This is a genomic window from Chryseobacterium sp. 14P4.3.2 (assembly GCF_057799275.1).
Map to the genome: position 1 here is coordinate 1 of NZ_JBYOKO010000028.1, position 24050 is coordinate 24050.

16 protein-coding genes are annotated in these 24050 nt (G+C 36.3%); 14 read left to right on the forward strand and 2 right to left on the reverse strand.

All coding sequences use genetic code 11. The annotated features are described in order from the left end of the window. Positions 1-330: 330 nt before the first annotated feature. The 9 genes from AC27VX_RS22905 (at position 331) to AC27VX_RS22945 (ending at position 11252) form a co-directional block, all read left to right on the forward strand. Positions 331-1656 carry a sigma-54-dependent transcriptional regulator gene (locus AC27VX_RS22905; RefSeq protein WP_236857724.1) on the forward strand — a complete coding sequence of 442 codons (1326 nt, stop codon included), beginning with the start codon at positions 331-333 and terminating at the stop codon, positions 1654-1656. Between the two features lie 353 nt (positions 1657-2009). After that, positions 2010-2087: a potassium-transporting ATPase subunit F gene (locus AC27VX_RS22910; RefSeq protein ID WP_077415921.1), complete on the forward strand. Its 78-nt coding sequence runs from the start codon at positions 2010-2012 to the stop codon at positions 2085-2087. A gap of 6 nt (positions 2088-2093) precedes the next feature. After that, complete coding sequence (kdpA, locus tag AC27VX_RS22915) at positions 2094-3788, forward strand: potassium-transporting ATPase subunit KdpA (protein WP_488698216.1); 1695 nt, start codon at positions 2094-2096, stop codon at positions 3786-3788. A 178-nt stretch (positions 3789-3966) separates the two neighbouring features. Continuing rightward, positions 3967-6006 (forward strand): potassium-transporting ATPase subunit KdpB, encoded by a 2040-nt coding sequence (gene kdpB / locus AC27VX_RS22920; protein ID WP_236857726.1) that lies wholly within the window; start codon positions 3967-3969, stop codon positions 6004-6006. Positions 6007-6016: 10 nt separating this feature from the next. Continuing rightward, positions 6017-6574 carry a K(+)-transporting ATPase subunit C gene (gene kdpC, locus AC27VX_RS22925; protein WP_488698218.1) on the forward strand — a complete coding sequence of 186 codons (558 nt, stop codon included), beginning with the start codon at positions 6017-6019 and terminating at the stop codon, positions 6572-6574. A 62-nt stretch (positions 6575-6636) separates the two neighbouring features. Beyond that, positions 6637-7734, forward strand: a complete 1098-nt coding sequence (locus tag AC27VX_RS22930) for a porin (protein ID WP_488698220.1) — start codon at positions 6637-6639, stop codon at positions 7732-7734. Positions 7735-7880: 146 nt separating this feature from the next. After that, a complete protein-coding gene (locus AC27VX_RS22935; protein WP_236857729.1) occupies positions 7881-8990 on the forward strand; it encodes a sensor protein KdpD in 1110 nt (369 codons plus the stop codon). 5 nt (positions 8991-8995) lie between these two features. Beyond that, complete coding sequence (locus AC27VX_RS22940; protein WP_488698222.1) at positions 8996-10711, forward strand: ATP-binding protein; 1716 nt, start codon at positions 8996-8998, stop codon at positions 10709-10711. A gap of 67 nt (positions 10712-10778) precedes the next feature. After that, positions 10779-11252: a hypothetical protein gene (locus tag AC27VX_RS22945; RefSeq protein WP_300690348.1), complete on the forward strand. Its 474-nt coding sequence runs from the start codon at positions 10779-10781 to the stop codon at positions 11250-11252. 153 nt (positions 11253-11405) lie between these two features. Here AC27VX_RS22945 and AC27VX_RS22950 read toward each other — a convergent pair whose 3' ends face one another. After that, positions 11406-13967 (reverse strand): DUF7619 domain-containing protein, encoded by a 2562-nt coding sequence (locus tag AC27VX_RS22950; RefSeq protein ID WP_488698224.1) that lies wholly within the window; start codon positions 13965-13967, stop codon positions 11406-11408. A 92-nt stretch (positions 13968-14059) separates the two neighbouring features. Beyond that, complete coding sequence (gene ligA, locus AC27VX_RS22955) at positions 14060-16063, reverse strand: NAD-dependent DNA ligase LigA (RefSeq protein WP_236857733.1); 2004 nt, start codon at positions 16061-16063, stop codon at positions 14060-14062. A gap of 324 nt (positions 16064-16387) precedes the next feature. Between ligA and AC27VX_RS22960 the strand changes: the two genes are divergently transcribed. The 5 genes from AC27VX_RS22960 (at position 16388) to AC27VX_RS22980 (ending at position 23274) form a co-directional block, all read left to right on the forward strand. Continuing rightward, positions 16388-19474 carry a TonB-dependent receptor gene (locus AC27VX_RS22960; RefSeq protein WP_236857734.1) on the forward strand — a complete coding sequence of 1029 codons (3087 nt, stop codon included), beginning with the start codon at positions 16388-16390 and terminating at the stop codon, positions 19472-19474. 129 nt (positions 19475-19603) lie between these two features. After that, complete coding sequence (locus AC27VX_RS22965) at positions 19604-20350, forward strand: glycerophosphodiester phosphodiesterase (RefSeq protein ID WP_236857735.1); 747 nt, start codon at positions 19604-19606, stop codon at positions 20348-20350. 155 nt (positions 20351-20505) lie between these two features. After that, positions 20506-21219, forward strand: a complete 714-nt coding sequence (locus AC27VX_RS22970; protein WP_236857736.1) for a 3-ketoacyl-ACP reductase — start codon at positions 20506-20508, stop codon at positions 21217-21219. A 365-nt stretch (positions 21220-21584) separates the two neighbouring features. Then, positions 21585-22412: a 50S ribosomal protein L11 methyltransferase gene (prmA, locus tag AC27VX_RS22975; RefSeq protein ID WP_488698230.1), complete on the forward strand. Its 828-nt coding sequence runs from the start codon at positions 21585-21587 to the stop codon at positions 22410-22412. Between the two features lie 16 nt (positions 22413-22428). Beyond that, positions 22429-23274, forward strand: coding sequence for an SH3 domain-containing protein (locus AC27VX_RS22980; RefSeq protein ID WP_236857738.1), 846 nt, complete (start codon positions 22429-22431; stop codon positions 23272-23274). The last annotated feature ends 776 nt before the right edge of the window (positions 23275-24050 follow it).

Here is a 24050-nt window from a genome sequence, read left to right on the forward strand (position 1 = left end):
ATCTAGTCTAATCATAATCTATATCAACCGGGCTAAAGCCCGCTTCTATTGAATAAGGATAGTCTTTCTTATAACTCCTTCCTTATGATAAAAACACATTTATATTTATTCTCAACTTTCCATTCTCCATTTTCCATTATTCATTGTAGATTCTTACGCAATGACAAAGACCACTAACATTCTAACGATAAGAAATTTTTTTCTTTAAAGACAAGTTCAGGCCGATAAATGATTTTAGTCCTTAATCTTACTAAAAAGTATTTCACTGTACAAGTCTGTTTTACTCGAATAAATTCAATAAGTTTGTACTGGCTTTCCAAAAATAATTATATGTCCGGAAACATTCTGATCATCGATGATGAGATCAAGCTTCTTAAACTATTAGGAATGATCCTCTCTCAAGAAAATTTTAATGTAAAAGAAGCTTCTACAGCACGTTCAGCGATGACAATGCTGGAGCAGCATGATTTTGATGTGGTGCTGAGCGACGTCCGGCTTACTGATGCTTTTGGAGTTGAATTGGTACAGTCTGTTAAGAGCAAATATCCACATTTGGAAATTATTCTGATGACTGCATTTGGAAATATAACGGATGCCGTTCAAGCCATGAAAAATGGAGCCTATGATTATCTTGTAAAAGGTGATGATAATGATAAGATTATACCACTGGTGTACAAGGCACTCGATAAAGTAAAAGATAACAGATCGCGAACTGTTCAGCAGACATGCATGGCAAAAGGATTTGAAAAGATCATTGGTAAGTCTCCTTTAATTTTGCAGGCTAAAAAATTGGCAGAGAAAGTAGCCTTAACGGATGCTGCTGTCCTTTTAACAGGTGAAACAGGGACAGGGAAAGAAGTTTTTGCCTGCGCTATTCATGAAGGAAGTGACAGAAATAAAAATAATTTTGTAGCGATCAATTGTTCTGCATTCAGTAAAGAAATCCTGGAGAGTGAACTTTTCGGTCATAAGCAGGGGGCTTTTACAGGAGCCTTGAAAGATAAAAAGGGACTGATAGAAGAAGCAAACGGCGGAACATTATTTTTGGATGAAATTGGAGAGATGCCCATAGAGCTTCAGGCAAAACTTCTCAGAGTATTGGAAACAAAGGAGTTTATCAAAATGGGTGAAACAAAAGTTTCAAAGTCTGATTTTAGATTAATTGCTGCAACTAACAGAGATTTAGAAACCGAAATAAAACATGGGAATTTCAGAGAAGACCTTTATTTCAGGCTGAATGTGTTTGAGATTACTCTGCCTCCCTTACGCAGTAGAAAAGAAGATTTGAAAATGCTTACCAAGAATTTCATTGATCTTTTTTCTCATAAACTTCATTTAACATCGGTTCAGGTGAATCCTGATTATTATAAAAGGCTTGAAGTAAATGACTGGAAAGGAAACATTCGTGAGCTGAGAAATGCCGTGGAAAGAAGTCTTATTTTAATGGACGATAATATTCTTGATGCCAAAAGTCTTCCTCATTATTCAGAAAAACAAGTTCTGGAAAGCGATTCTCTAAGCATCCGGTCGTTGGAGAAAATACACATACAGAAAGTATTAGAATATACCAAAGGAAATAAAGCGGAAGCTGCCCGGTTATTAGAGATTGGAATAGCTACGCTGTACCGTAAACTGGAAGAATACGGAATAAAATAAATCTTTTATCATTTTAATAAAGAGCCTATCATTTTGATAGGCTTTTCTGTTTTTACAACCTTTTTGTTTGTGGTTTAATTCTTTGTAAATCAATATTTTAATTAACATTATTCTAGATTGGATCTTCTTTTGGAATATAGGAATAGAATAAAATATTTAAAAATGACAATTTCAAGAAAAACGTTTAAAAAACGGGGGCACTCAACTTTTAGTCTGCTGCTTGTATCGTATGTATTGTTGACTCTTTTAATCTTAATAATAAAGATATGATGCTCATAAGTTTAATTCTGCTATTTGCAGTGTTGTTTTGGCTTTTATATAAATCAGTTGAATTTTTTGATAGAATATAAATTATGTGGAGTTTATTTTTCCTTTCAATACTTGCCTTTGTGTATATCTGTTATGTTTTAATAAAACCTGAAAAATTTTAAACGGTCATGAATACAGAAATTTTAGGCATTATAGCAATGTTTGCTGTTACATTAGTTATCGGGATATTTTTAGGTAAGTATATCGCTAATGTTTATGGACATAAAAAAACTTTTTTAGATCCTTTTTTTGGACCGGTTGAAAAGTTAATTTATAAATTATCGGGAATCAATCCCGCCCGTCAGATGAATTGGAAACAGAATATGTATGCCATGCTGACGATTAATCTGATTTGGTTCATCATTGGATTTCTTCTTTTACTCAATCAGGCGTGGCTTCCTTTAAATCCGGATGGAAATCCCAATATGTCACCTGATCTGGCTTTTAATACGGCCATTTCATTCCTGGTAAACTGTAATTTACAGCACTATTCAGGGGAAACAGGAGTAAGTTATCTTAGCCAGCTTTATCTGATGTTTCTGCAGTTTGTAACTGCTGCAACGGGAATGGCTGCAATGGCTGTTCTTTTTAAAGCTTTTAAAGAAAAAACAAGCACAGAACTGGGGAACTTCTATGATTTTTTTACAAAATCAATGATCAGAATACTGATTCCTATCAGTATAATTGTTGCTTTTATCCTTTCTATGAACGGAAGTCCAATGACTTTTGAAGGAAAAGATCATATAACGACACTGGAAGGACAGAAGATTGATGTTTCCAGAGGTCCTGTAGCTGCTTTTGTTGCGATTAAACATTTAGGGACCAATGGAGGTGGTTTTTTTGGAGCTAATTCAGCACATCCGCTTGAAAATCCCAATTATATTACCAATATGACAGAGATGGTCACCCAAATGATCATTCCCTTTGCATTGGTATTTGCGCTGGGTTTTTATTTAAATAAAAGAAAACTGTCCTGGGTTATTTTTACAGTAATGACAGTCGGTTTTCTGGCACTTGCTGTTCCGAATGTGGTAAATGAAACAGGCGGAAATCCTCTGATTACAAGAATGGGAGCAGACAGCAGTCTCGGTGCTATGGAAGGTAAAGAGATCCGTTTTGGAAGTGCCGCCTCCGGATACTGGAGTATTGCAACCACAGTTATTTCAACAGGATCTGTGAATTCTATGCATGACAGTACGATGCCTCTTTCGGGGATGAATGAATTGCTTGCTATGATGATCAACTGCTTCTATGGTGGTTGTGGTGTGGGAATCCTGAATTATTTCATCTTTATCATTCTTGCCGTATTTATCAGTGGTCTGATGGTAGGAAGGACTCCGGAATTTATGGGGAAAAAGATTGAGGCTAAAGAAATGAAGATTGCCATGATTGTAGCCTTATTCCATCCTTTCCTGATTCTTGTGGGAACAGCTTTGACCGCTTATTTACCGGAATTTGGAGCCAAAACATTGAATAATCCGGGCTTTCATGGTTTCAGTGAAATGCTGTACGAGTTCACTTCCTCTTCAGCGAATAACGGATCCGGATTTGAAGGATTAGGTGATAATACACCATGGTGGAATATTTCAACAGGAATTGTACTGCTGTTGTCACGTTTCATTCCGATCATAGGACCGATAGCGATAGCGGGATTATTGGCACAGAAGAAATTTATCCCGGAAAGTGCCGGAACACTGAAAACAGATACGGCAACTTTTGGATTTATGACCCTGGCTGTGATCTTACTTATTGCTGCATTGTCTTTCTTCCCTGCATTGACATTAGGACCGATTGCAGAGCAGATTCAATACTTCTCTAAATAAATATGAACATTAAAAATTAAAATCAATATACAACCATTAAGGAAACCGAAAAGTTTGAGAAGCTAGTCTGAAACTTACTGAAACGTTCACTTTAATATTATCCATTCCTACTTCTTATAGTTTTGGCCGGCCTTGATGGTTACTATTGATTTACAATAATAAAAACTTTTTCAAAAAAATGAAAAATAACTCACAAACATTGTTTCAGAAAGATTTGGTAAACGAAGCCATTAAACAGTCCTTCGTAAAACTGAATCCGAAAATTATGTTTAAAAATCCAGTAATGTTTCTGGTGGAAATCGGAACAATTGTCATGTTTATTGTAAGCATGTTCAGCTTGACTGGTGACAAAACACAGGGAAGCTTTTCCTACAACTTTTTAGTATTTGTTATTTTATTTTTAACCGTTCTGTTTGCCAATTTTGCAGAAGCCATTGCCGAAGCAAGAGGAAAAGCGCAGGCTGATACACTCAGAAAAACAAGGGAAGAAACTCCTGCCAAACTGGTGGTTGATAACAAACCCGGATTTCAGGTAGAAACTTCACTGAAAATGTCTGCTGAAATGAAATTAGGTGATATTTTCCTTTGTGAAGCAGGAGATCAGGTTCCAATGGATGGTGAAATCATTGAAGGTCTTGCTACCATTGATGAGTCTGCCATTACCGGAGAAAGTGCTCCCGTAATCCGTGAAGCCGGAGGAGACAAAAGTTCCGTAACAGGAGGTACAAAAGTACTGTCAGACAGAATCAAAGTAAAAGTAACCACTAAACCCGGAGAATCCTTTTTGGATAAAATGATTGCTCTTGTAGAAGGGGCATCAAGACAGAAAACACCCAACGAAATCGCATTAACCATACTTTTAGCAGGATTTACCCTTACGTTTATTATTGTTACCCTTACATTAAAGCCATTTGCAGATTATGCACAGACGCCGATTACAATTGCGGCATTTATTTCACTTTTCGTTTGCCTTATTCCTACGACGATTGGAGGTTTACTTTCAGCAATTGGAATTGCAGGAATGGACAGGGCACTGAGAGCCAATGTCATTACCAAAAGTGGAAAAGCAGTAGAAACTGCGGGAGATATAGATGTTCTGCTGCTTGATAAAACGGGAACTATTACTATCGGAAACCGTAAAGCAACGCAGTTTCATCCTGCAAACGGAATTCAACTGGAAGAATTTATTAAGGCTGCTGCATTAAGTTCTGTAGCTGATGAAACACCGGAAGGAAAATCAATTATTGAACTGAGTTCATTAAAATCAGCAGATTTATTGGTTCCAAATCCTACTTATATTGACTTTTCAGCTGAAACCAGAACTTCAGGAATTGACTTTGAAGATACAAGAATCCGAAAAGGAGCTTATGATACGATAAAAAAGCTGACCGAAAAAACCGGGAACATCTTCCCTCAGGAAACTCAGGAGGCGGTTACGAAAATTTCTGAAAACGGAGGTACCCCGCTGGTCGTATCCGTTAATGAAAAAGTATGGGGAGTGATCGAGCTTCAGGATATCATTAAAACAGGAATCCAGGAACGTTTCCAGAGATTGAGAAAAATGGGAGTGAAAACGGTAATGGTAACAGGAGATAACCCTTTAACTGCAAAATTTATCGCGGAAAAAGCTGGAGTAGATGATTTTATCGCTGAAGCCAAACCGGAAGATAAGATGAACTACATCAAAAAAGAACAGCAGGAAGGTAAACTGGTAGCCATGATGGGGGATGGTACCAATGATGCTCCGGCACTGGCACAGGCCGATGTAGGGGTGGCCATGAACAGCGGAACACAGGCTGCCAAAGAAGCTGGTAATATGGTGGACCTGGATAATGACCCAACAAAGCTGATAGAAATCGTGGAAATCGGAAAGCAGCTGTTGATGACAAGGGGGACATTAACGACTTTCAGTATTGCCAATGATGTAGCGAAGTATTTTGCCATTATCCCGGCACTCTTTATCACTTTTATTCCTTCACTTCAGAAGCTGAATATTATGAATCTTCACAGTCCTGAAACAGCAATATTATCAGCGGTTATTTTCAATGCTCTGATCATTCCGTTCCTTATTCCGCTGGCGTTGAAAGGAGTTGCCTACAAACCGATTGGTGCAAGTGCATTATTGAGAAGAAATCTTCTGATATATGGTCTGGGCGGGGTAATTGTTCCGTTCATCGGAATCAAAATCATTGACTTGGTAATCAGTTTATTCTATTAAAATTTAAAAAATGAAAAATTATATTGTTTCAGCATTCAGACTGACTCTTGTCATGTTGGTGGCCACAGGTCTTTATCTGGCTTTTGTTTATGGAGGATCTAAAATATTACCTACCCAGGGAAATGCAGAAGTTATTCATTATAAAGGGCAGAAGTTCTATGCCAATATAGGGCAGGAATTTAAATCTGAAAAGTACTTTCATGGGCGTCCTTCATCTGTAAACTACAACGCTGCAGGAAGTGGAGGAAGCAATAAGGGACCAAGTAATGAAGAATATCTTGAAACTGTGCAAAAAAGGATTGATACTTTAAAAATGCAAAACCCTGAAATGGGAAATACTAAGGTTCCTGTAGAACTTGCCACGGCAAGTGGAAGCGGATTAGATCCGGATATCTCAGAAGAAGGAGCTTTATATCAGGCAAAGAGAATAGCAAAAGTGAGAAATCTATCAGTAGAGCAGATCAATAGCCTTATCAATACCCAAACTGAGAAGCCGTTCTTAGGCCTTTTCGGACCCTCAAAAGTAAATGTTTTGAAGCTTAATATCGCTTTGGACCAATTAAAATAATTTAATTTATTACATAGCAGAAAGCTTAACCTTTTACTTACTTCTGTTATGTATTCAGATACATGAAAATTAAAGTGAAAAAATATCTAGTTATAAGTGCTTTATTAGGAATTGTTTTCTCAAAAGCGCAGTCATCGGATTCATTAAAAGCATCTCATAAAGTTACATTTTCAGCGTATGCAGAACTTTTTTATACTTATGATTTTAATAATCCAACCAGCCATCTCCGTCAGAATTTTTTATACTCATATAACAGACATAATGAAGTGAATCTTAATCTGGGACTTGTAAAAGCTGCTTACCAAAGTGATAATCTTCGTGCTAATCTAGCCCTGATGGCTGGTGCTTATGCACAGGATAATATGTCAGCAGAACAGGATGGATTACGGTATGTAAACGAAGCAAACATAGGACTCAAAATTTCCGGAAACAAAAATTTATGGGTTGATGTAGGAATCATGCCCTCCCATATCGGTTGGGAAAGTGCTATAGGAAAAGATAATATCAACCTGACAAGGAGCTTTGCTGCTGAAAACTCTCCGTATTTCGAGACGGGAGCCAAAGTTTCCTACACCTCTGATAGCGGAAAATGGTTTTTGAGCGGGCTTGTCCTTAATGGCTGGCAACGTATTGCCAAACCGGAAGGCAATCAGAGTATATCTTTCGGGCATCAGCTGACTTACAAACTCAATGATAAGATGACGCTGAACAGCAGTTCATTCATTGGGAATGATAAAGTAAAGGAAGATAAAAGAATGCGTTATTTCCATGATTTATATGGAACGTTTCAGCTGACAGAACAGTTTTCAGCTTTGCTGGGCTTTGATATCGGAGCCGAACAGAAATCAAAAGGAAGTGACCAGTATAACATCTGGTACAGTCCGAATGTTCAGATGAAATATCAACTCGATAATAAATGGGCATTGGCAGGAAGATTGGAGTATTATAATGATAAAAATGGAGTTATTATCAACACAGGAAGTCCTGACGGTTTTCAGACATTTGGATATTCATTGAATGTAGATTATGCTGTATTAAAGAATGTGATATTCCGTACAGAGGCAAGAGGATTTACCTCTAAAGATGCCATTTTTGTAAAAGATAATGAAATTAAAAAAGGAAACTTTTTCATTACAACAAGCCTGGCAGTTTGGTTTTAAATTGAAGGATGAAAACTTCCAGCTTAGATAAATATTTCAATCGGAGAGGTGAAGATACCTCTCCTTTTGGAGTACTTACCCATCAAAGATTTGATAGGATGGTTAAAAAAAATACAATAACTTAATACGGTAAAAAGTAATAATCAATGTCATCAGCAAAACATTTTTTAGAACTGATCCAGAAATCCCGGAAAGGTAAATTCAAGATTTATATCGGGATGAGTGCAGGCGTAGGGAAGACTTTCCGTATGCTTCAGGAAGCTCATTCTCTTTTACGAAACGGCATTGATGTAAAGATTGGTTATATTGAAGCCCATGATCGGGAAGAGACCGTAGCATTGGTAGAAGGTATTCCCGAAATTGAAAGAAAATCTGTTTTTTATAAAGGAAAAAGTCTTGAAGAAATGGATCTTCAGGGGATTATCAACGAACACCCGGAAGTGGTGTTGGTGGATGAATTGGCGCACACCAATGTAGAAGGTGCCAAGAATAAAAAAAGATGGCAGGATGTACTTGAAATCCTGGATAACGGAATCAATGTCATCAGTGCCATGAATATCCAGCATATCGAAAGTCTGAATGAAGAAGTAAAGAAAATTACCGGAGTGGAAGTGACAGAGAGGGTTCCGGATAAGATTTTAGCATTTGCCGACGAAGTGGTGAATATAGACCTTACTGCCGATGAACTGCTGACCCGTTTGAAGGAGGGAAAGATCTATAAAAAGGAGAAAATTCAGACTGCACTCAGTAATTTTTTTCAGAGCGGACATATTCTTCAGCTTCGCGAGCTCGCTTTAAAGGAAGTCGCTACGCATGTAGAGAGAAAGGTAGAAACTGAAATCAAAACTGAGAACTTTAAACCCGTGAAATTCCTTGCCTGCATCAGCAGTAATGAAAAGATTGCAAAAACAATTATTAGGAAAACAGCAAGACTGGCCAGTTATTACAATAGTTCGTGGACTGTTTTATATATTCAGAAACCCTCCGAAAATCCTGAAAAAATAGCACTGGACAAACAGCGGTATCTAATTAATAATTTTAATTTAGCACAGGAATTGGGAGCCAAAGTAGTCAGGATTAAAGAAAGCAGTATTCATAATGGAATTCTGGAGTATGTGATCGCTCACAATATCACTACAGTCTGTATTGGGAAACCTCATGCAAGATTCTGGCAGCGGCTCTTAGGCTATAGCTGGATCTATACCCTGATGAACAGGCTCAATGAAAAACAGATAGATATTATTATTTTATCTTAAAAGTAATGAAACTTAAAACGAAACTTACCCTAGGTGTTGGCCTTTTATTTCTGCTGATTGTTTTGCTTTCAGTAATAGGTTCTGTATACATTAATAAACTAAAATCCGATACCGAAAAAATTCTTACGGCCAATTACAACAGTCTGGAATTTTCTAAAAATATGCTTCTTGCGCTGGACAATATCAGTACAGACAGCACGGTAGCAATCGCTGATTTTCAGAAAAATAATCAACTGCAGGAAAAGAACCTTACAGAATTTGGAGAAAAAGAAGCCACTCAGAATTTAAACCTGCATTTCAGCAGTTATCTGAAAGAACCCTCAACCAACAAAGAGAAACTGATTCGGGAAGATCTGGCCAAGATTATGTCTTTAAATATGAAAGGCATAGAACGGAAGAGTGATATTGCGATCATTACAGCAGAGAATGCCACTTTCTGGATTGTAAGTTTGGGAACCGTATGTTTTCTGATTGCTTTTACACTGCTTTTCAATTTACCTCAGACTATTGCAGAGCCTATCAAACAATTGACGTTCAGTATCAGACAGATTGCCGATAAAAACTATAATGAGAGAGTTCATTTTAAAGGAAGTGAAGAATTCAACAGCCTTGCCGAATCCTTTAATGTGATGGCCGAAAAACTTCAGGAATACGAAAGCAGCAGCCTTTCCAGGCAGCTGATGGAGAAAAAAAGGATTGAAACTCTGGTTAACAATATGCATGATGCTGTCATTGGACTGGATGAAAATCATTTTATCTATATGATCAATGACGAAGCATTGAAGATTACAAACCTTCACAAAGAGGATATTATTGGAAAAACAGCTCATGAAGTGGCTATAAATAATGACTTGATGAGAGAATTGCTTAAAAATATAGATCACCCGATAAAAGATCCCATTAAGATTGTCAGAGATAATAAAGAAAACTATTTTGAACAGGATATCATTCCCATCAATATTGTAAAAACCGGAGAAAAGGAAAAAAAATATATCGGAAAAGTAATTTTATTAAGAAATATTACGCCTTTCAAAGAACTGGATTTTGCTAAAACCAATTTCATAGCTACCATTTCGCATGAACTGAAAACTCCGATTTCAGCTATAAAAATGGGAGTGCAGCTGCTCGGAAACCAAAAATTCGGAGCATTGAATGAGCAGCAGCAGGAACTTCTGAAAAGCATCAATGAAGACGGTCAGCGTTTGCTGGATATCACTGGAGAACTGCTGAATCTTTCCCAGGTTGAATCCGGAAATATCCGTTTAACTATAGAAAAATGCTCTCCAAAAGAAATCGTAGAGACTGCCGTAAAAAATGTGGAAAAACTTGCCGAACAAAAAAATATCCCAATCAGTACCGAGTATCTGCTGGAGGAAAGTGATTTTGTATCTGCTGATTTTGGTAAAACCGTCTGGGTGATGAATAATTTTCTGACCAATGCGGTAAAACATTCATTTCAAGATGAAGGAATAAAGATTGTAGTGGAAAAACGGAACTCATTTATTCAATTCAGCATTACGGATACCGGAAGTGGAATTGATGAGAAGTACCACCGCCAGATCTTTGACCGTTATTTCCAGGTTCCCGGTGAACATCAGAATGGGACCGGACTGGGATTGGCCATTTCAAAAAATTTCATTGAAAAACAGGAAGGTGAGATTGGGGTGAAGAGTTCCCTGAATAACGGAAGTACATTTTATTTCAGACTGCCGGTTGTGTAGGATTATTGTTATATATTTGAATAAAAATAGATCTTATTTTTTCTCAATTTTAAATCTTAATTTTTCAATGTCAACAGACCCCTTTTTTTATCTGCCTTTGTCAGGTCTGGTAATTTTTATCATTTTAGCAATTTTCTTCTTCTTTCAGAAAGCAAAGATTATTAAAAAGTATAAGCAGCCCAATGCAGTGATCATAAAAAACATTTCTGGAACAACTGTTACTGTAAATAAAGGAACCCTGCATTATAATAAAAGATCTCAGTGGGGCAGTTTTGATATTCTGATTAATCAGAATTCTATGTTTCTGTTTCCACGGTATTTTTATTTTATTCCATGGGTTTTTATTAATCTGACATTCAATTCAGATAGAAGGAATACCAAAAGACCAACAGTTCTGAGAGAATTTCATATTAATGGAAATTCTGTTGAACTGATCTGTTATCCGGATTTTTTTAGCACTGGAAAACGTACGATTACCTTAGATGGGCTTAGTCAGGAAGAGGTTTTAATCTTTCAGAAAGCTTTGAATAAAGAATCGTGATAATTTATTTATTTATTTATTTATTTATTTGAAAATCTATACATTACAAACCGGTTAAATAGATTTCAAATAAGACAGATATTATTTCATTTTCAAATAAAAAAAGCTGCAAATCATTTTTGCAGCTTTTGTGTTATAATACCCTTGATAAGTTTAGTCTTTAATAAACTTCTGTACGGTAGTTTTATCTTTAGTAAACATTTTTATAATATAGTTTCCTTTGGGCAGATCAGAAACATTCACAGCATTTCCTTTTGTTCCTGTAGAAGTCACAATTCTTCCGGCTGCATCGTAAATTTCAACCTTAGTCACTTCATTTTTAGATTGAATCAATAAGGTTTCTTTTACCGGATTAGGATAAATACTTACCGCATTCTTATCGTTCTTCACTTCAGAAGTGGCTAATGTGGTCTCAACAGCTGTAGTGAAGGTATTGGTGATAATAGGAGCATGATAATCAAAGTAGATTTTGGCGGTATTACTGAAAGTATCTCCAGCATTTAAAGTGGATTTTGTCTTTATTTTAAAGGCTACATATCCATCATTATTAGCATCATCAAAAGGCAGTTGAATATTTTCAAAAATAAACTCCACAATATTCGGTGATTTAATTTCTGTTATAAAATTATGGCTTCCATTGAGTGCAACTACAGAGGATAGATCAAATTTTGATGTATCAATTTCATCCTTTACAACAATATTTTTGGCATTGGCCGTTCCTTTATTTTCAAATCGGATCAGATAATGTACATAATCTCCAACCTTTGTTTGTGCAATGGAAGTTCCTTCCAGACAAGTTTTATCATTAAGGTCAAAAGAATTGACAACGGTTTGGTTTAGGGTGAAATTGTTGTCAGTTGGTGTTTCATCTGTTGCTCCGTTGATTTGTGTTGTATAATACAGGGTATCACCACTATTGAGAGGTAGGTTCTGTGTGGGATTGTTTAATTTTACCGTAACGGTGATTTCCTTTGATTGAAAAGGAAGAAGATTCGTGAAATTCCAGTTGAGTACTCCCGTAGACTGAGAGGCAGGAGCTGTTGTGGCAGTCTGGTAAGTCATTCGGTTATGATCAAAATTAAAAGATATATTTCCGGATTGTGTTTCTGTTCCTTTGTTTTTATAAACGATTTTATATTGAGCATCAAATCCAGAAATGGCTGCCTGTATAGGAATAACAACAACTTCCAGATCATTATGTGTACCATTGGCCGTTAAACAAAAGTTCTGCGTATAAGGACTTGGCTGTGTTGGAAAATTGGTAGTGAATAAAGGTGGCGTAATGTTAAAATAAGAAGGATTTTCCAACATCGGGGAGATCGTATTAGTTCCGTATACCAGAGGGAAAGAATAAGATCCGGACGCATCTGAAATGGCCATATTTTGCCCTAAAATATTGAATTTTTGAAAAGGTTTTATCATGTCATTAATGTCGCATCCATTTGTGTTCATGTCATATCTTGTTTTACCCTGAAGGATAAAATAAGAAGAACCTCCTGGTGTGAAAGAACAATAAGAATTTACGACAGCATTGGGTTGATTATAGGATGCTAATTGTGATATTATATAGTTAGTTTCTATAGGGTCAGTGCATACATATTGCAGTTGTGGTGTATTTGAAAAGCCAATGCCAAGATAATTATGCTTTCCGTTTTTAAGATTTAAAGTCTGTAAAGTAAGGTTATTATCAAGATCAGCAATATCCAGAATAGTCTGCTTTGATAAATCAATATTCGTAAGCGAATTATTCATTACCTGAATACCTTTTAAGCCTTTTGCCTGATCAAATGCAATATTAGTTATATGATTATTATTGGCATACAAATAACCTAAAACTGGATTATTATTAAGTGTTAATGTAGTAAGCTGATTATTGTAAATATAAAGCATTCCAATCAGCGGACTTGAACTAAAGTCCAAACTTGTGATTTGGTTGTCGTTAGCAAGAAACATTCCCAATCCAGTATAAGGAGTTACGTCAAAAGTCTGGAAAAGATTGAAGCTTATACTTAAATAGTTTACTAAAGAAGGATTAGGAATCGAAAGACTGCTTAGTTTATTACGATATAATTCTAGTTTTTTCAAAGCTGTATCTCCGGCAAAATTAATACTTGTTAGAAATTGGTTTTGACTGACATTTACTTCTTCCAGCGCGGGGAGATTACTTAAATTTAAAGAAGTCATCGTTGAAGCTCCCAATGATAATTTTTTAAGATTAGGAAGTCCAGAAATATTAAACCCATTAATGTTGGAAACAGAAATTTCTTGTAAGGAAGTGTTCTGAATATTTATAACGTCTCCCGCGCTACCAAGTTGTGCGATATTTAGAGCATTGCAGTTTTCAATCGTTACGTTACCTACAGTTCCACCTGAAAAAATTAATTTTTGAAGAGTAGTATAATTACTGAAAACCAGAGTAGAGGATATATTAGGATTTGTTAGTTTTAGCTCAGTTAAATTTGGAAATTCAGTAAGTACTGATAAACTTGTAATAGCATTTGAAAGATCAGATATATTTATTTTATAAACCAGTGAAGCTTCCGATAGTTGAATCTGTCCATCATTATTTGTATCCAGAGTAATAAAGTTTCCGTTAGAATCACTTGTTGCTCCGTAAGTAAACAATTTTGTTTTCAAATAGGTATCGACATTCAACGTCTGAGCCTGAAACAATGGAAACAGAATCATCGAAATGATTAAATAGATTTTTTTCATGGTTTAGTTTTGATTATTATCGAATAGATTGCAAAAATAAACCATTAAGTGAATATCTTAATGGTTTATTTTGTAATTATTTAAAAAAAATGTTATTTTTCAATCAAATCCAGAAACTGCTGTTCATCCAGGATTTCGATAGTTCCGATGTCCTGAGCTTTTTTCAGCTTGCTTCCTGCCTTTTCACCTACTACAAGATAGTTAAGGTTTTTCGAAACTGCCGAAATATTCTTCCCGCCATGTTTTTCTACCATTTCCTCAGCAGATTCTCTGGTGAATAATGATAGTTTCCCTGTAAAAAGGAATGTTTTTCCTTCCAGAACATTTGATAAAACCTCATTGGTGCTTTCTCCCTTTTCAAGCTGTACTCCATAAGATTTCAATCTTTCAATCATCAGAATATTTTCTGTATTTTGGAAGAACTCTACAATACTTACAGCAATTTTACCTCCGATATCTTCTACCTGGCAAAGTTCCTCTGCTGTGGCATTTTTCAGGTCTTCTATCGTAGGGAAGTTTTTCACCAATTTCTTAGCAACGGTTTCACCCACATGTTTGATGCCGATTCCGTACAATACCTTTTCAAACGGAATTTCTTTGGATTTTTCAATTCCGGTAATGATATTCTGAGCAGATTTTTCTGCCATCCTGTCCAATGGAAGAAGCTGTTCTTTCGTTAAAACATAAAAATCCGCAGGATTTTCAATAAGTTTTTCCCTGTATAACTGCTCGATAGTTTCACTTCCAAGGTTATCAATATTCAATGCCTTTCTGGAAACATAGTGAATCATTCTTCCTACAACCTGGGGAGGGCAATGAAGTTCATTAGGACAGAAATGGATAGCCTGGTCTTCCACTTTTACCAACTCAGTTCCACATTCCGGACAATTTTTCACATATTCTATTTCCCTGCTTTCCTCTGTTCTTTTATCAGTATTTACACCTACGATTTTTGGAATAATTTCACCACCTTTTTCTACATAAACAAAATCATGCTCATGCAGATCAAGTTTTTTGATGATATCTTCATTATGCAGAGAAGCTCTTTTTACTATCGTTCCTGCCAATAAAACCGGTTTAAGGTTCGCAACAGGCGTAATAGCTCCGGTTCTTCCTACCTGATAAGAAACACTCTGTAATTCGGTCTCTACTTTTTCAGCTTTAAACTTATAAGCCATCGCCCAACGTGGAGATTTGGCAGTATATCCAAGCTGTCTTTGCTGTTGTAATGAATTAACCTTTAAAACAATACCATCAATTTCAAAAGGAAGATTATGGCGCTCAGTATCCCAGAAAGTAATAAATTCTTTTACCTCATCCAGTGTCTTACACAATTTCGCTTGCTGTGATGTCTTGAAGCCCCAGCTTTGAGCCTTTTGAAGCAATTCCCAATGCGTATCTGCAGGAACTTCATCAGAAATAAACTGATATAGTACCGAAGAGAGGCTGCGTTTTCTTACCTCAGCACTGTCCTGCATTTTCAAACTTCCACTCGCTGTATTTCTTGGATTCATGAAGGGGTCTAGACCTTCTTCCTCACGTAATTTATTCAGTTTATCGAAGTTTTTTCTCGTCAGATAAATCTCACCACGCATAAAGAACTGAGAAGGGAAATCACCTTTTAATGTTAAAGGAATATCTGAAATGGTACGTACATTAGGAGTGATCTCATCCCCCTGAAAACCATCTCCACGAGTTACTGCCTGTGTAAGTTTTCCATTTTCATAAAGAATAGAAATAGAAGCACCGTCATATTTTAGTTCAGCAACAAATTCTACAGGATCATTAATTGTTTTGATTATTCTTTTTTCCCAGTCTTCAAGATCGTCAAAATCATAAGAATTATCCAGAGAGTACATTCTGAATTTATGCTGAATAGTAGGGAAAACCTTAGTAATACCGCCACCTACACGCATGGTAGGAGAATTTTGATCATAAAACTCAGGATGTTTGGCCTCCAGATCCTGAAGTTCCTGCAGAAGCACATCAAACTCATAATCTGTAATAGTAGGAGTATCTAGTAAATAATAGTTTTCGTTATGCTGGTGAAGCTCTTTGCGGAGCTGTTCTATCTTTTGTTGAATATTTTCAGACATTGCTTTTATATCTTTTGAGCAAAAATAACTAAACTAATCGCATTTAAAAAATAACAGAATTAAATAATACATGAAAATTAATAATACGTAATACACCTCAACAGACTGGTTATGTAGAGTATAAAGCGAGTGTTAAAAGTAATTTAACATAATGTTCCTATTTAATTAAAAAAATGTTAAAACTCCCTTAAACAGACAGCCGATAAAGTCAAGATACCTTTGCACATCTTATTTGAGTAACCTCTATGTTCTGAAAATCATTCACATTGTGAAAATAGAGGATCCTGATGACCATTAAAAATAAATATAAAGACTTCGGAAGAAATGAAAAAAGTAAAGATTGTACTGGGATTATTGTTTTTAGGGCTTGGAACATTAGCTTATGCACAGACTACACAGGCTTCTATTGTAGGTAAAGTAACCGGGCCGGGAAGTACGGCTCAGGAAAAAGTGAAAGTAACGATCGTGAACGAATCCACCGGATTCCGGACTGTCACTGAAACGAACTCAAAAGGAGAATATATCTTTAAAGAAATTCCTCTTGGAGGGCCTTATACGGTAATTGTAAACGAGGATAAAAAAGAAGGTTATAATGTCAACTTCGGCGATCAGGTTACGGTAAACATGGATTTAGGTAGTGAAAAGCATATTGAGGAGGTAAAAATTACCGGAAATCTTAAAAATAAGATCGGAAACCTCGGAGCGGCTACAGCCATTTCAGCTAAAAATATAAGTATGCTTCCGGTAAACGGGCGAAACTTTGCCAATCTTGCGGAATTATCTCCTTTAAGTGGAAAGGGAGGAAGTTTGTCCGGGCAGCTGGGATCCTCTACCAATTTTACCATTGATGGGATGACTGCTAAAAACCCTACATCAGCAGGGGCTACTACCAGCCGAAGCGGTGCTCCTTTCTCTATTTCCATAGAAGCGGTACGTGAATTTAAAATTATCACTAACCAGTATGATGTTACACTAGGAAGAAGCGGGGGAGGAACTGTAAGTGCTGTTACCAAATCAGGAACCAATAAATTTTCGGGAAGTGCATGGGAATATTTAAGAACCAATTGGCTTTCCAGTCCATATGATATCAGAGGAAACAAAAGACAAAATGATTTCTCTACCTCTCAGTTCGGATTTTCATTGGGAGGGCCAATCATCAAAAACAAACTACACTTCTTCGTAGCTTGGGACCACCAGCTGGATTCACGACCATTAATTATTGCAGATATCAAATCTCCGGATGATGAGAAGAGATTTAATACAACAACAGAAACGCTTAATCAGTTTTTGAATATTGCAAGATCTAAATATGGAGTAGGTAATACACCTCAGTTCGGAACTTTTGATAAAAGAAGAAATTCAGATGCCGCATTTTTGCGTTTAGACTGGCAGATCAATGAGAAACATTTACTAACGTTGAGAAACAACTTCACTTCCGATCTTAATAAAAACGGACTGATTGACAATACCAGTATTAATTTCTTTGAATCTTACGGGAATGACAAAAACCTTGATAACAGCTTACTATTAACGCTAAGGTCAAACCTGCAACCTAACTTAACAAACGAGCTGAAAGCGCAGTACCTTTATACCTTTCAGGACAGCTACCAAAATGCTGAATTGGGAAAACCTGTTCCAAGAGCCATTGTTGAAAATGTTTCGGCTCCCGGAGTGGGATCTACCAATATTCAGATCGGAGGCCACCGTTTTGGGCAGGAAAGCTTTAGAAATAATGTATTCCAGATCGTAGACAATTTATATTACAATACCGATAAAGTAAAATATACTTTTGGTGCTGATTTGATGTATACCAATGCAAAATCAATCTATGGAAGTGAAGTGAACGGAAGATTTCAGTTTCAGGGGCTTACCAATTTTGATAATATGACCCCTTACAGATACTACAGAGAAGTTCCTTTAGTAGCTGATCCGTCTGTAAGGTCCAATATCTGGAACATCGGTGTTTACGGGCAGTTTCAGGCAAAAATTGCAAAAGGACTTGATTTAATGGCAGGCTTAAGGTTGGATTACGGAGGCTATCCGAAAGCTGAATTCAACCAAAAGCTATATGACGAAATGGGAATCAAAACAGATAACCAGATCAAATCATTTGTGATCCAGCCGAGATTTCAGTTTGACTGGAATATCAACGAGCAAAACAAGGACTTCCTTAAATTCGGAGCCGGGATCTTCTCTTCGGATATCAACAATTACATGATTATCAATAACCTTGTATTTGACGGAAGGCACCTTGCCACAGTGGACGTCACCGGTAAAGATGTTCCGTTCCCGGATTTCAATAGCTACAGAGATAATTATGCAAACGTTCCTTCATTAGCGCAATTTCAGATTCCTACCATCAATTATACAGGGAAAGATGCAAAAATTCCAATCATTTATAAGGCCAATATCTCCTATACTCACTTCTTTAACGAAAGATTCAGGGTAGGAATTGCAGGATATATGGCTTTGGGTAGAAACAATTATTTTTACTATGACCGAAATATGCAGGCCAATCCATTCTTTACGCTGTCTAATGAGGATGGAAGAGGCGTATTCGTTCCTGTCACCGGAATCACCAATAACACGAACAACAGCGTAAATATCGACTGGAAAGCCGGAAGAATCAATAAGAATTTCGGAAGAGTACTGGAGTTGGTAAGTGATGGTAAGGTCAATCAGTTTTCCTGGGTAGCGGACACCAGTTACCGTTACTGGAAAGATGGAGAGATTACTGCAAGTTATACCTGGTCTGATATTAAAGACAATACCTCTTACAATGGAAATGTGGCAAACTCTGCTACCCTGTCTACCCTGGTTCAGGGCGACCCAAGAGATTTGAGAATGTCTTACTCCGATAATCAGTTCCGAAATAAAGTCGTTATCTATGGTAACTCTCCTACTATTGCAGGATTCTCTCTGGGAATAAGATATTCAGGAATGGGAGGGACCCGTTTCTCCGCAACAGCAGGAGGAAATATCAACGGAGATTTTGTAGATTCCAATGATCTTGCCTATATCTTCCCTAATATTGCACAAACCATTTTAGATGATCCTCAGGTGGGGCAGGCATTGAAAAACTATATCAGCGAATACAATGGTAAAATTGCAGAACGAAATGGCGGTAAAAATGGATTTTACGGCGTTTGGGATGTGCGTTTATCCAAAAAAATAAAATTTGATAAAATAGGAGCATTTGAGTTTTCTGTAGATATTTTCAACGTAGCAAACCTTCTTAATAAAGAATGGGGAGTGAATGAATCTTATGGAAACGTCTCTTTATACAAAGTGACCAAGTTCAATCAGGCAACCAGACAGTTTGAATACACTAAAAATGTAAGCGGTAACGGACTTGCTCCTTTATCCGGAAATCCATACCAGATTCAGATTGGAGCAAAGTATAGTTTTTAATAAAGAAAAATAGACATAATAAACCACAAAAGCCCCTTCTGGAAGACTTTTGTGGTTTACAGTTTTTATAATAATACTTACCTTTATCAAAAAGTTCCAGAACTTTATTTTAATTATCTAAATTATATTATGAAAAATTTTATCTTAGGGTTAGCAGTTTTAAGTACAGTTTTGATGAAAGCACAAACCCAGATCATTGCCCATAGAGGTTATTTTCAGGCCCAGCCTGCTACAACGGAAAATTCTCTTAAATCATTGGAAAATGCCCAGAAATTAAAAGTTTATGGGTCGGAATTTGATGTAAGAATGACTAAAGACGGAATATTGGTCATCAATCATGATGAGCATCATGGAAAGATGGATATTGCAGAAACTACTTTCAAAGAATTGGCACAGTTGAAACTATCCAATGGAGAAAATTTCCCTACTTTAAAAGATTATTTGAAACAGGGAAAAAAGGACTCATCTGTGAAGCTTATCGTTGAGATCAAGCCTGCCAAGACTCCGGAAATAGAAAATGAGATTACTCAGAAGACGATCAAAATGATCAGGGATATGAAACTTGAATCTCAGACCGAGTTTATTTCTTTCAGTTTGAATATCTGCAAAGAGATAAAGAAGCTGGCGCCGGCATTTAAAGTTCAGTATCTGAACGGAGAACTTTCACCAGAGCAGATCAAAAAAGAAGGGCTGGATGGGATGGATTACCACTACAGTGTCTTCCAGAAAAATACTGGCTGGATTGCTGAAGCAAAAGCAATGGGATTAATTACCAATGCATGGACAGTGAATGATACTGCTGTGTATGATGAACTGAAAAAACAGGGAATAGGATTCGTAACAACGAATATACCTGACCAATTGAAAAATAAATAGGATTTTTAATTCATAAAAGATACAAAAAAGATACTGTTTTTACAGTTAATAGATCCCAACATCTTAAAAACCATTAAAAAACTATTAAATCTCCTTATTCGCCGTCTTGTAAAAAGGTTCTTTTGTAACTTTGTATTAAGAAAAGTATTACTACTATGAATATAAACGGAAAAAATGCCATTGTAACAGGTGGTGGAAGAGGATTAGGAAAAGCTGTAGCCCTTGCTTTAGCCAATGAAGGAGTAAACGTTGCCATTACAGGACGAAACGAAGAAAATCTTAAAATGGCAGTTGAGGAGATCAAAAAATTAGGCGTAAACTCAGCCTATGCAGTTTTTTCTGTAGACAATGAAATTCAGGTAAAAGCTGGAATAGAATCTTTGGCAGAACAGCTGGGAGGTGTTGATATTCTCATAAATAACGCTGGGATCGGAGATTTCGGAAGTATTGAAGAGATGCCTTCTGAAACCTGGGAGCAGGTTATTAATACCAATCTATTCGGAGTATATTATGCTGCTAAAGCAGTTCATCCATTTATGAAAGCTAAAGGTGAAGGTGACATCGTAAACGTAGCTTCTACAGCTGGTTTGAAAGGCGGCCCTAACATGTCAGCCTATGCAGCTTCAAAAGCAGCAGTAATTTCTTTGTCACAATCCATGATGGCAGAATGGAGAAAACAAAACATCCGTGTGATCACACTTACCCCTAGTACAATCGCTTCCGATATGAGTATTCAGGGAGGACTGACAGATGGGAATCCTGATAAAGTATTACAGCCGGAAGACTTTGCAGAATGGGTAAGAGATATTTTGAAAATGAACAGAAGAGCTTTAATCGCTAATGCTTCTATTTTCTCAACAAATCCTTAATAAGGTAAAAATGGAGAGTTGAAAATTGAAAATGGCTTCTCAGCTTTTTTGAAGTGGTAACTCAACAATAAAAATCAATAGGAGCGGGCTTTTGCCCGCTTTATTTATGATAGATCATGGCAGGTTTTAGCAAAAATATTGTCCAGAAAGGGTGGTGAATTGGATTTCTATAAAATAATCCTCCCAATACAGAATAATTGTGTGATCTTGAAAACCGCGATATTTCGCTCCTGTATTATTCAATAGAAATGGGCTTTAGCCCATTTAACAAAAAACCATAAAAAATCCTCTGGCTTTAGCCAAAACTTATCACTTCTATTTTTTTAACAATAATAACATTAGTATTTTTGCAGTAAATTACTTACATGCAAAATTATTTAGAATTCAATTTCAAAATCTCTCCATTACAACCATGGAATGAGATATTAATGGCGGAGCTTATAGAAATAGGTTTTGACAGTTTTACAGAAGAAATTGACGGAATTTTAGGATATATCCAGACAGATTTGTTTCATGAAGATCAGCTGAAAGCCCTTCCGATCTTTGAAAATGAGAATGTAAAGATTGATTATTCTTTCGAAGAAATGCCAAATATCAACTGGAATGAAGAATGGGAGAAAAATTTCTCACCCATCAATATTGATGATAAAGTATTGATCAGAGCAGAATTTCATGAGTCTGTACCAGGAATGCATGAAATCATTATCCAGCCTAAAATGTCTTTCGGTACGGGGCATCACCCAACAACTCACCTGATGATCCAACAGATGATGGATATTAATTTTACAGGTAAAAAAGTATTGGATATGGGATGTGGAACTTCTGTGCTGGCAATTTATGCGAAACAGCAGGGAGCCGGAGATACAAAAGCAATTGATATTGATGAGTGGTCGGTAGAAAACTCAAAAGAGAACTCAGTAAGAAACGGTGTAGAACTAGATATAGAACAAGGTACAGCTGAAAACTTAGGACATGAAAATTTTGATGTTATTTTAGCTAATATCAATAGAAATATTCTGATCTCAGATATCCCTACTTATGTTTCAGTATTGAATAAAGGAGGTAAACTGTTGCTTTCAGGACTTTGTTTCTTTGATGTGGATGATATCCTAGAAGTGTGCAGAGAAAGTGGTCTTGAGCTGAAAAAACAGTTGCAGCGCGAAGAATGGGTGAGCCTGTTACTTGAAAAATAATAACACACGCACAAGTATGAAAACCTTATTGACAGCTTGGTGTTTACTGATGCTGCAGTTTTTTACAGCTCAGGAAAATGAAATATATGCAGATGGCATTTTTGGATTTGAACAGAATAAAACGCAGAAAATTTTCACAAACTGGACAAGAGTCAGAAAAGAACCTGATGCCAATTCTCCAATTTTAGATTCTTTACAGAGCAACCAGACAATAATGGTTCTTAATAAAGAAGAAACTGTCCCTGTTTTGCAGCTTGGAGAAAGAAAAGCAAATTGGTATAAGATTTCTTATCAAAAAGGAGACGTAGCCTCTGAAGGATATGTATGGGGAGGAAATCTTTGTGTAGGATATCGAAATAAAAATGGGTATGATTTTCTTTTGGGCCTTTCAAAAACAATAAGTAAGAAAATTAAGGAATTGAATAGCTTTGAGAAGCAGAATATTGCCGGAATAAAAGTAATGGAAGGAAATAACCTGATTGATGAGGTTTATTTTGATACAGGAAAAGGAGAAGAGTTGAGTTCTGCTGCCTTCAATATTGAAAGCAATCATAAACTGCAGAATGTAGAGTTTACTTTAAAAGCAATGATTTCGGGTGAAGCTTGTGGTATCGCAGGTTATGATCAGTATGTTCTTTTTAAAGACAAGAAACTGGTTGCACTTCCACAATTGATGAATGTAGGAGATGCCGGTGTTTATTATCACAGTGAAGTATATATTTTTCCTAATGATAAAGGGGGAATCCATGATGCATTTGTCTTTAAAATGGAAGATGTAGAGGTGGATGAAAAAGAAAAGGAAACAAAAAAAAGTTCTTCTAAGACATATCTTTGGAATGGAAATTCTTATCAATTAAAATAAGAGCATTTCTCAGAAATAAATTAAACCGTTGTAAGTACAGCGGTTTTTTTGCTTTCTAAGCAGCTATACTATGCCATGAAAAATGTATTTGGGATTAAAGCAATGCCCGGTAGCGCCTTAATAAAAATGGATCAGTATCAATTATTTCTGCCTGTTAAGTGATAGAACTCAAAAATGTCTGAAAAATGTCTGAATAACACTTTTGCACCTGATCCCTTATTCTTGTATTGTCTCTGGAAAGTCTTAGCCTTGATACCAAAAAATTCTGCTATAACTTTGAGATGAAGAGCTTTAGTGTCTGCTAATTTTTTTTAAGAAGACGGCAAATTCATTTGTCATGCGTGTTCCTTTAGCTACAACACCCCAATCTCTCTGTAGGATTTCACGTGAGTGCTTATCAGTCCATCTTCTTCTTTTTCACATATGATTTGACAGTTGTACCTCTTATTGGGTAATTTATCTACAATAATTTCAGGGAGAAAACCTTTGGACTTTAGTAATCTATCTTGTAATTCATCAGGAATGCTGCTTTTTTCTTCAAAATAAATATGAAGTTCACCATTATGATCCCTGAAATTTTGATGATATCAAAGTGCTCAACTAGAAATTCTGGAAGTAAGCATTTAAGAAGGTCGTAATCGCTTAGCATAAGACAAAGATACAACCACTAAACATTCCCCCCAACTTTTGAGACTGATCCTCTATCTGGTTTGCTCTGAGAATTCTGAGATTATAGGACAAAAAAAGACTCACAAAATATTGTGAGTCTAAATACA

Coding starts and splice junctions, on each gene's coding strand:
- ligA (WP_236857733.1), bottom strand. CDS start 16,063: ATGTCTGAAAATATTCAACAAAAGATAGAACAGCTCCGCAAAGAGCTT.
- AC27VX_RS22910 (WP_077415921.1), top strand. CDS start 2,010: ATGTGGAGTTTATTTTTCCTTTCAATACTTGCCTTTGTGTATATCTGT.
- AC27VX_RS22950 (WP_488698224.1), bottom strand. CDS start 13,967: ATGAAAAAAATCTATTTAATCATTTCGATGATTCTGTTTCCATTGTTT.
- AC27VX_RS22905 (WP_236857724.1), top strand. CDS start 331: ATGTCCGGAAACATTCTGATCATCGATGATGAGATCAAGCTTCTTAAA.
- AC27VX_RS22940 (WP_488698222.1), top strand. CDS start 8,996: ATGAAACTTAAAACGAAACTTACCCTAGGTGTTGGCCTTTTATTTCTG.
- kdpB (WP_236857726.1), top strand. CDS start 3,967: ATGAAAAATAACTCACAAACATTGTTTCAGAAAGATTTGGTAAACGAA.
- kdpC (WP_488698218.1), top strand. CDS start 6,017: ATGAAAAATTATATTGTTTCAGCATTCAGACTGACTCTTGTCATGTTG.
- kdpA (WP_488698216.1), top strand. CDS start 2,094: ATGAATACAGAAATTTTAGGCATTATAGCAATGTTTGCTGTTACATTA.
- AC27VX_RS22935 (WP_236857729.1), top strand. CDS start 7,881: ATGTCATCAGCAAAACATTTTTTAGAACTGATCCAGAAATCCCGGAAA.
- AC27VX_RS22960 (WP_236857734.1), top strand. CDS start 16,388: ATGAAAAAAGTAAAGATTGTACTGGGATTATTGTTTTTAGGGCTTGGA.
- AC27VX_RS22970 (WP_236857736.1), top strand. CDS start 20,506: ATGAATATAAACGGAAAAAATGCCATTGTAACAGGTGGTGGAAGAGGA.
- AC27VX_RS22945 (WP_300690348.1), top strand. CDS start 10,779: ATGTCAACAGACCCCTTTTTTTATCTGCCTTTGTCAGGTCTGGTAATT.
- AC27VX_RS22965 (WP_236857735.1), top strand. CDS start 19,604: ATGAAAAATTTTATCTTAGGGTTAGCAGTTTTAAGTACAGTTTTGATG.
- AC27VX_RS22980 (WP_236857738.1), top strand. CDS start 22,429: ATGAAAACCTTATTGACAGCTTGGTGTTTACTGATGCTGCAGTTTTTT.
- AC27VX_RS22930 (WP_488698220.1), top strand. CDS start 6,637: ATGAAAATTAAAGTGAAAAAATATCTAGTTATAAGTGCTTTATTAGGA.
- prmA (WP_488698230.1), top strand. CDS start 21,585: ATGCAAAATTATTTAGAATTCAATTTCAAAATCTCTCCATTACAACCA.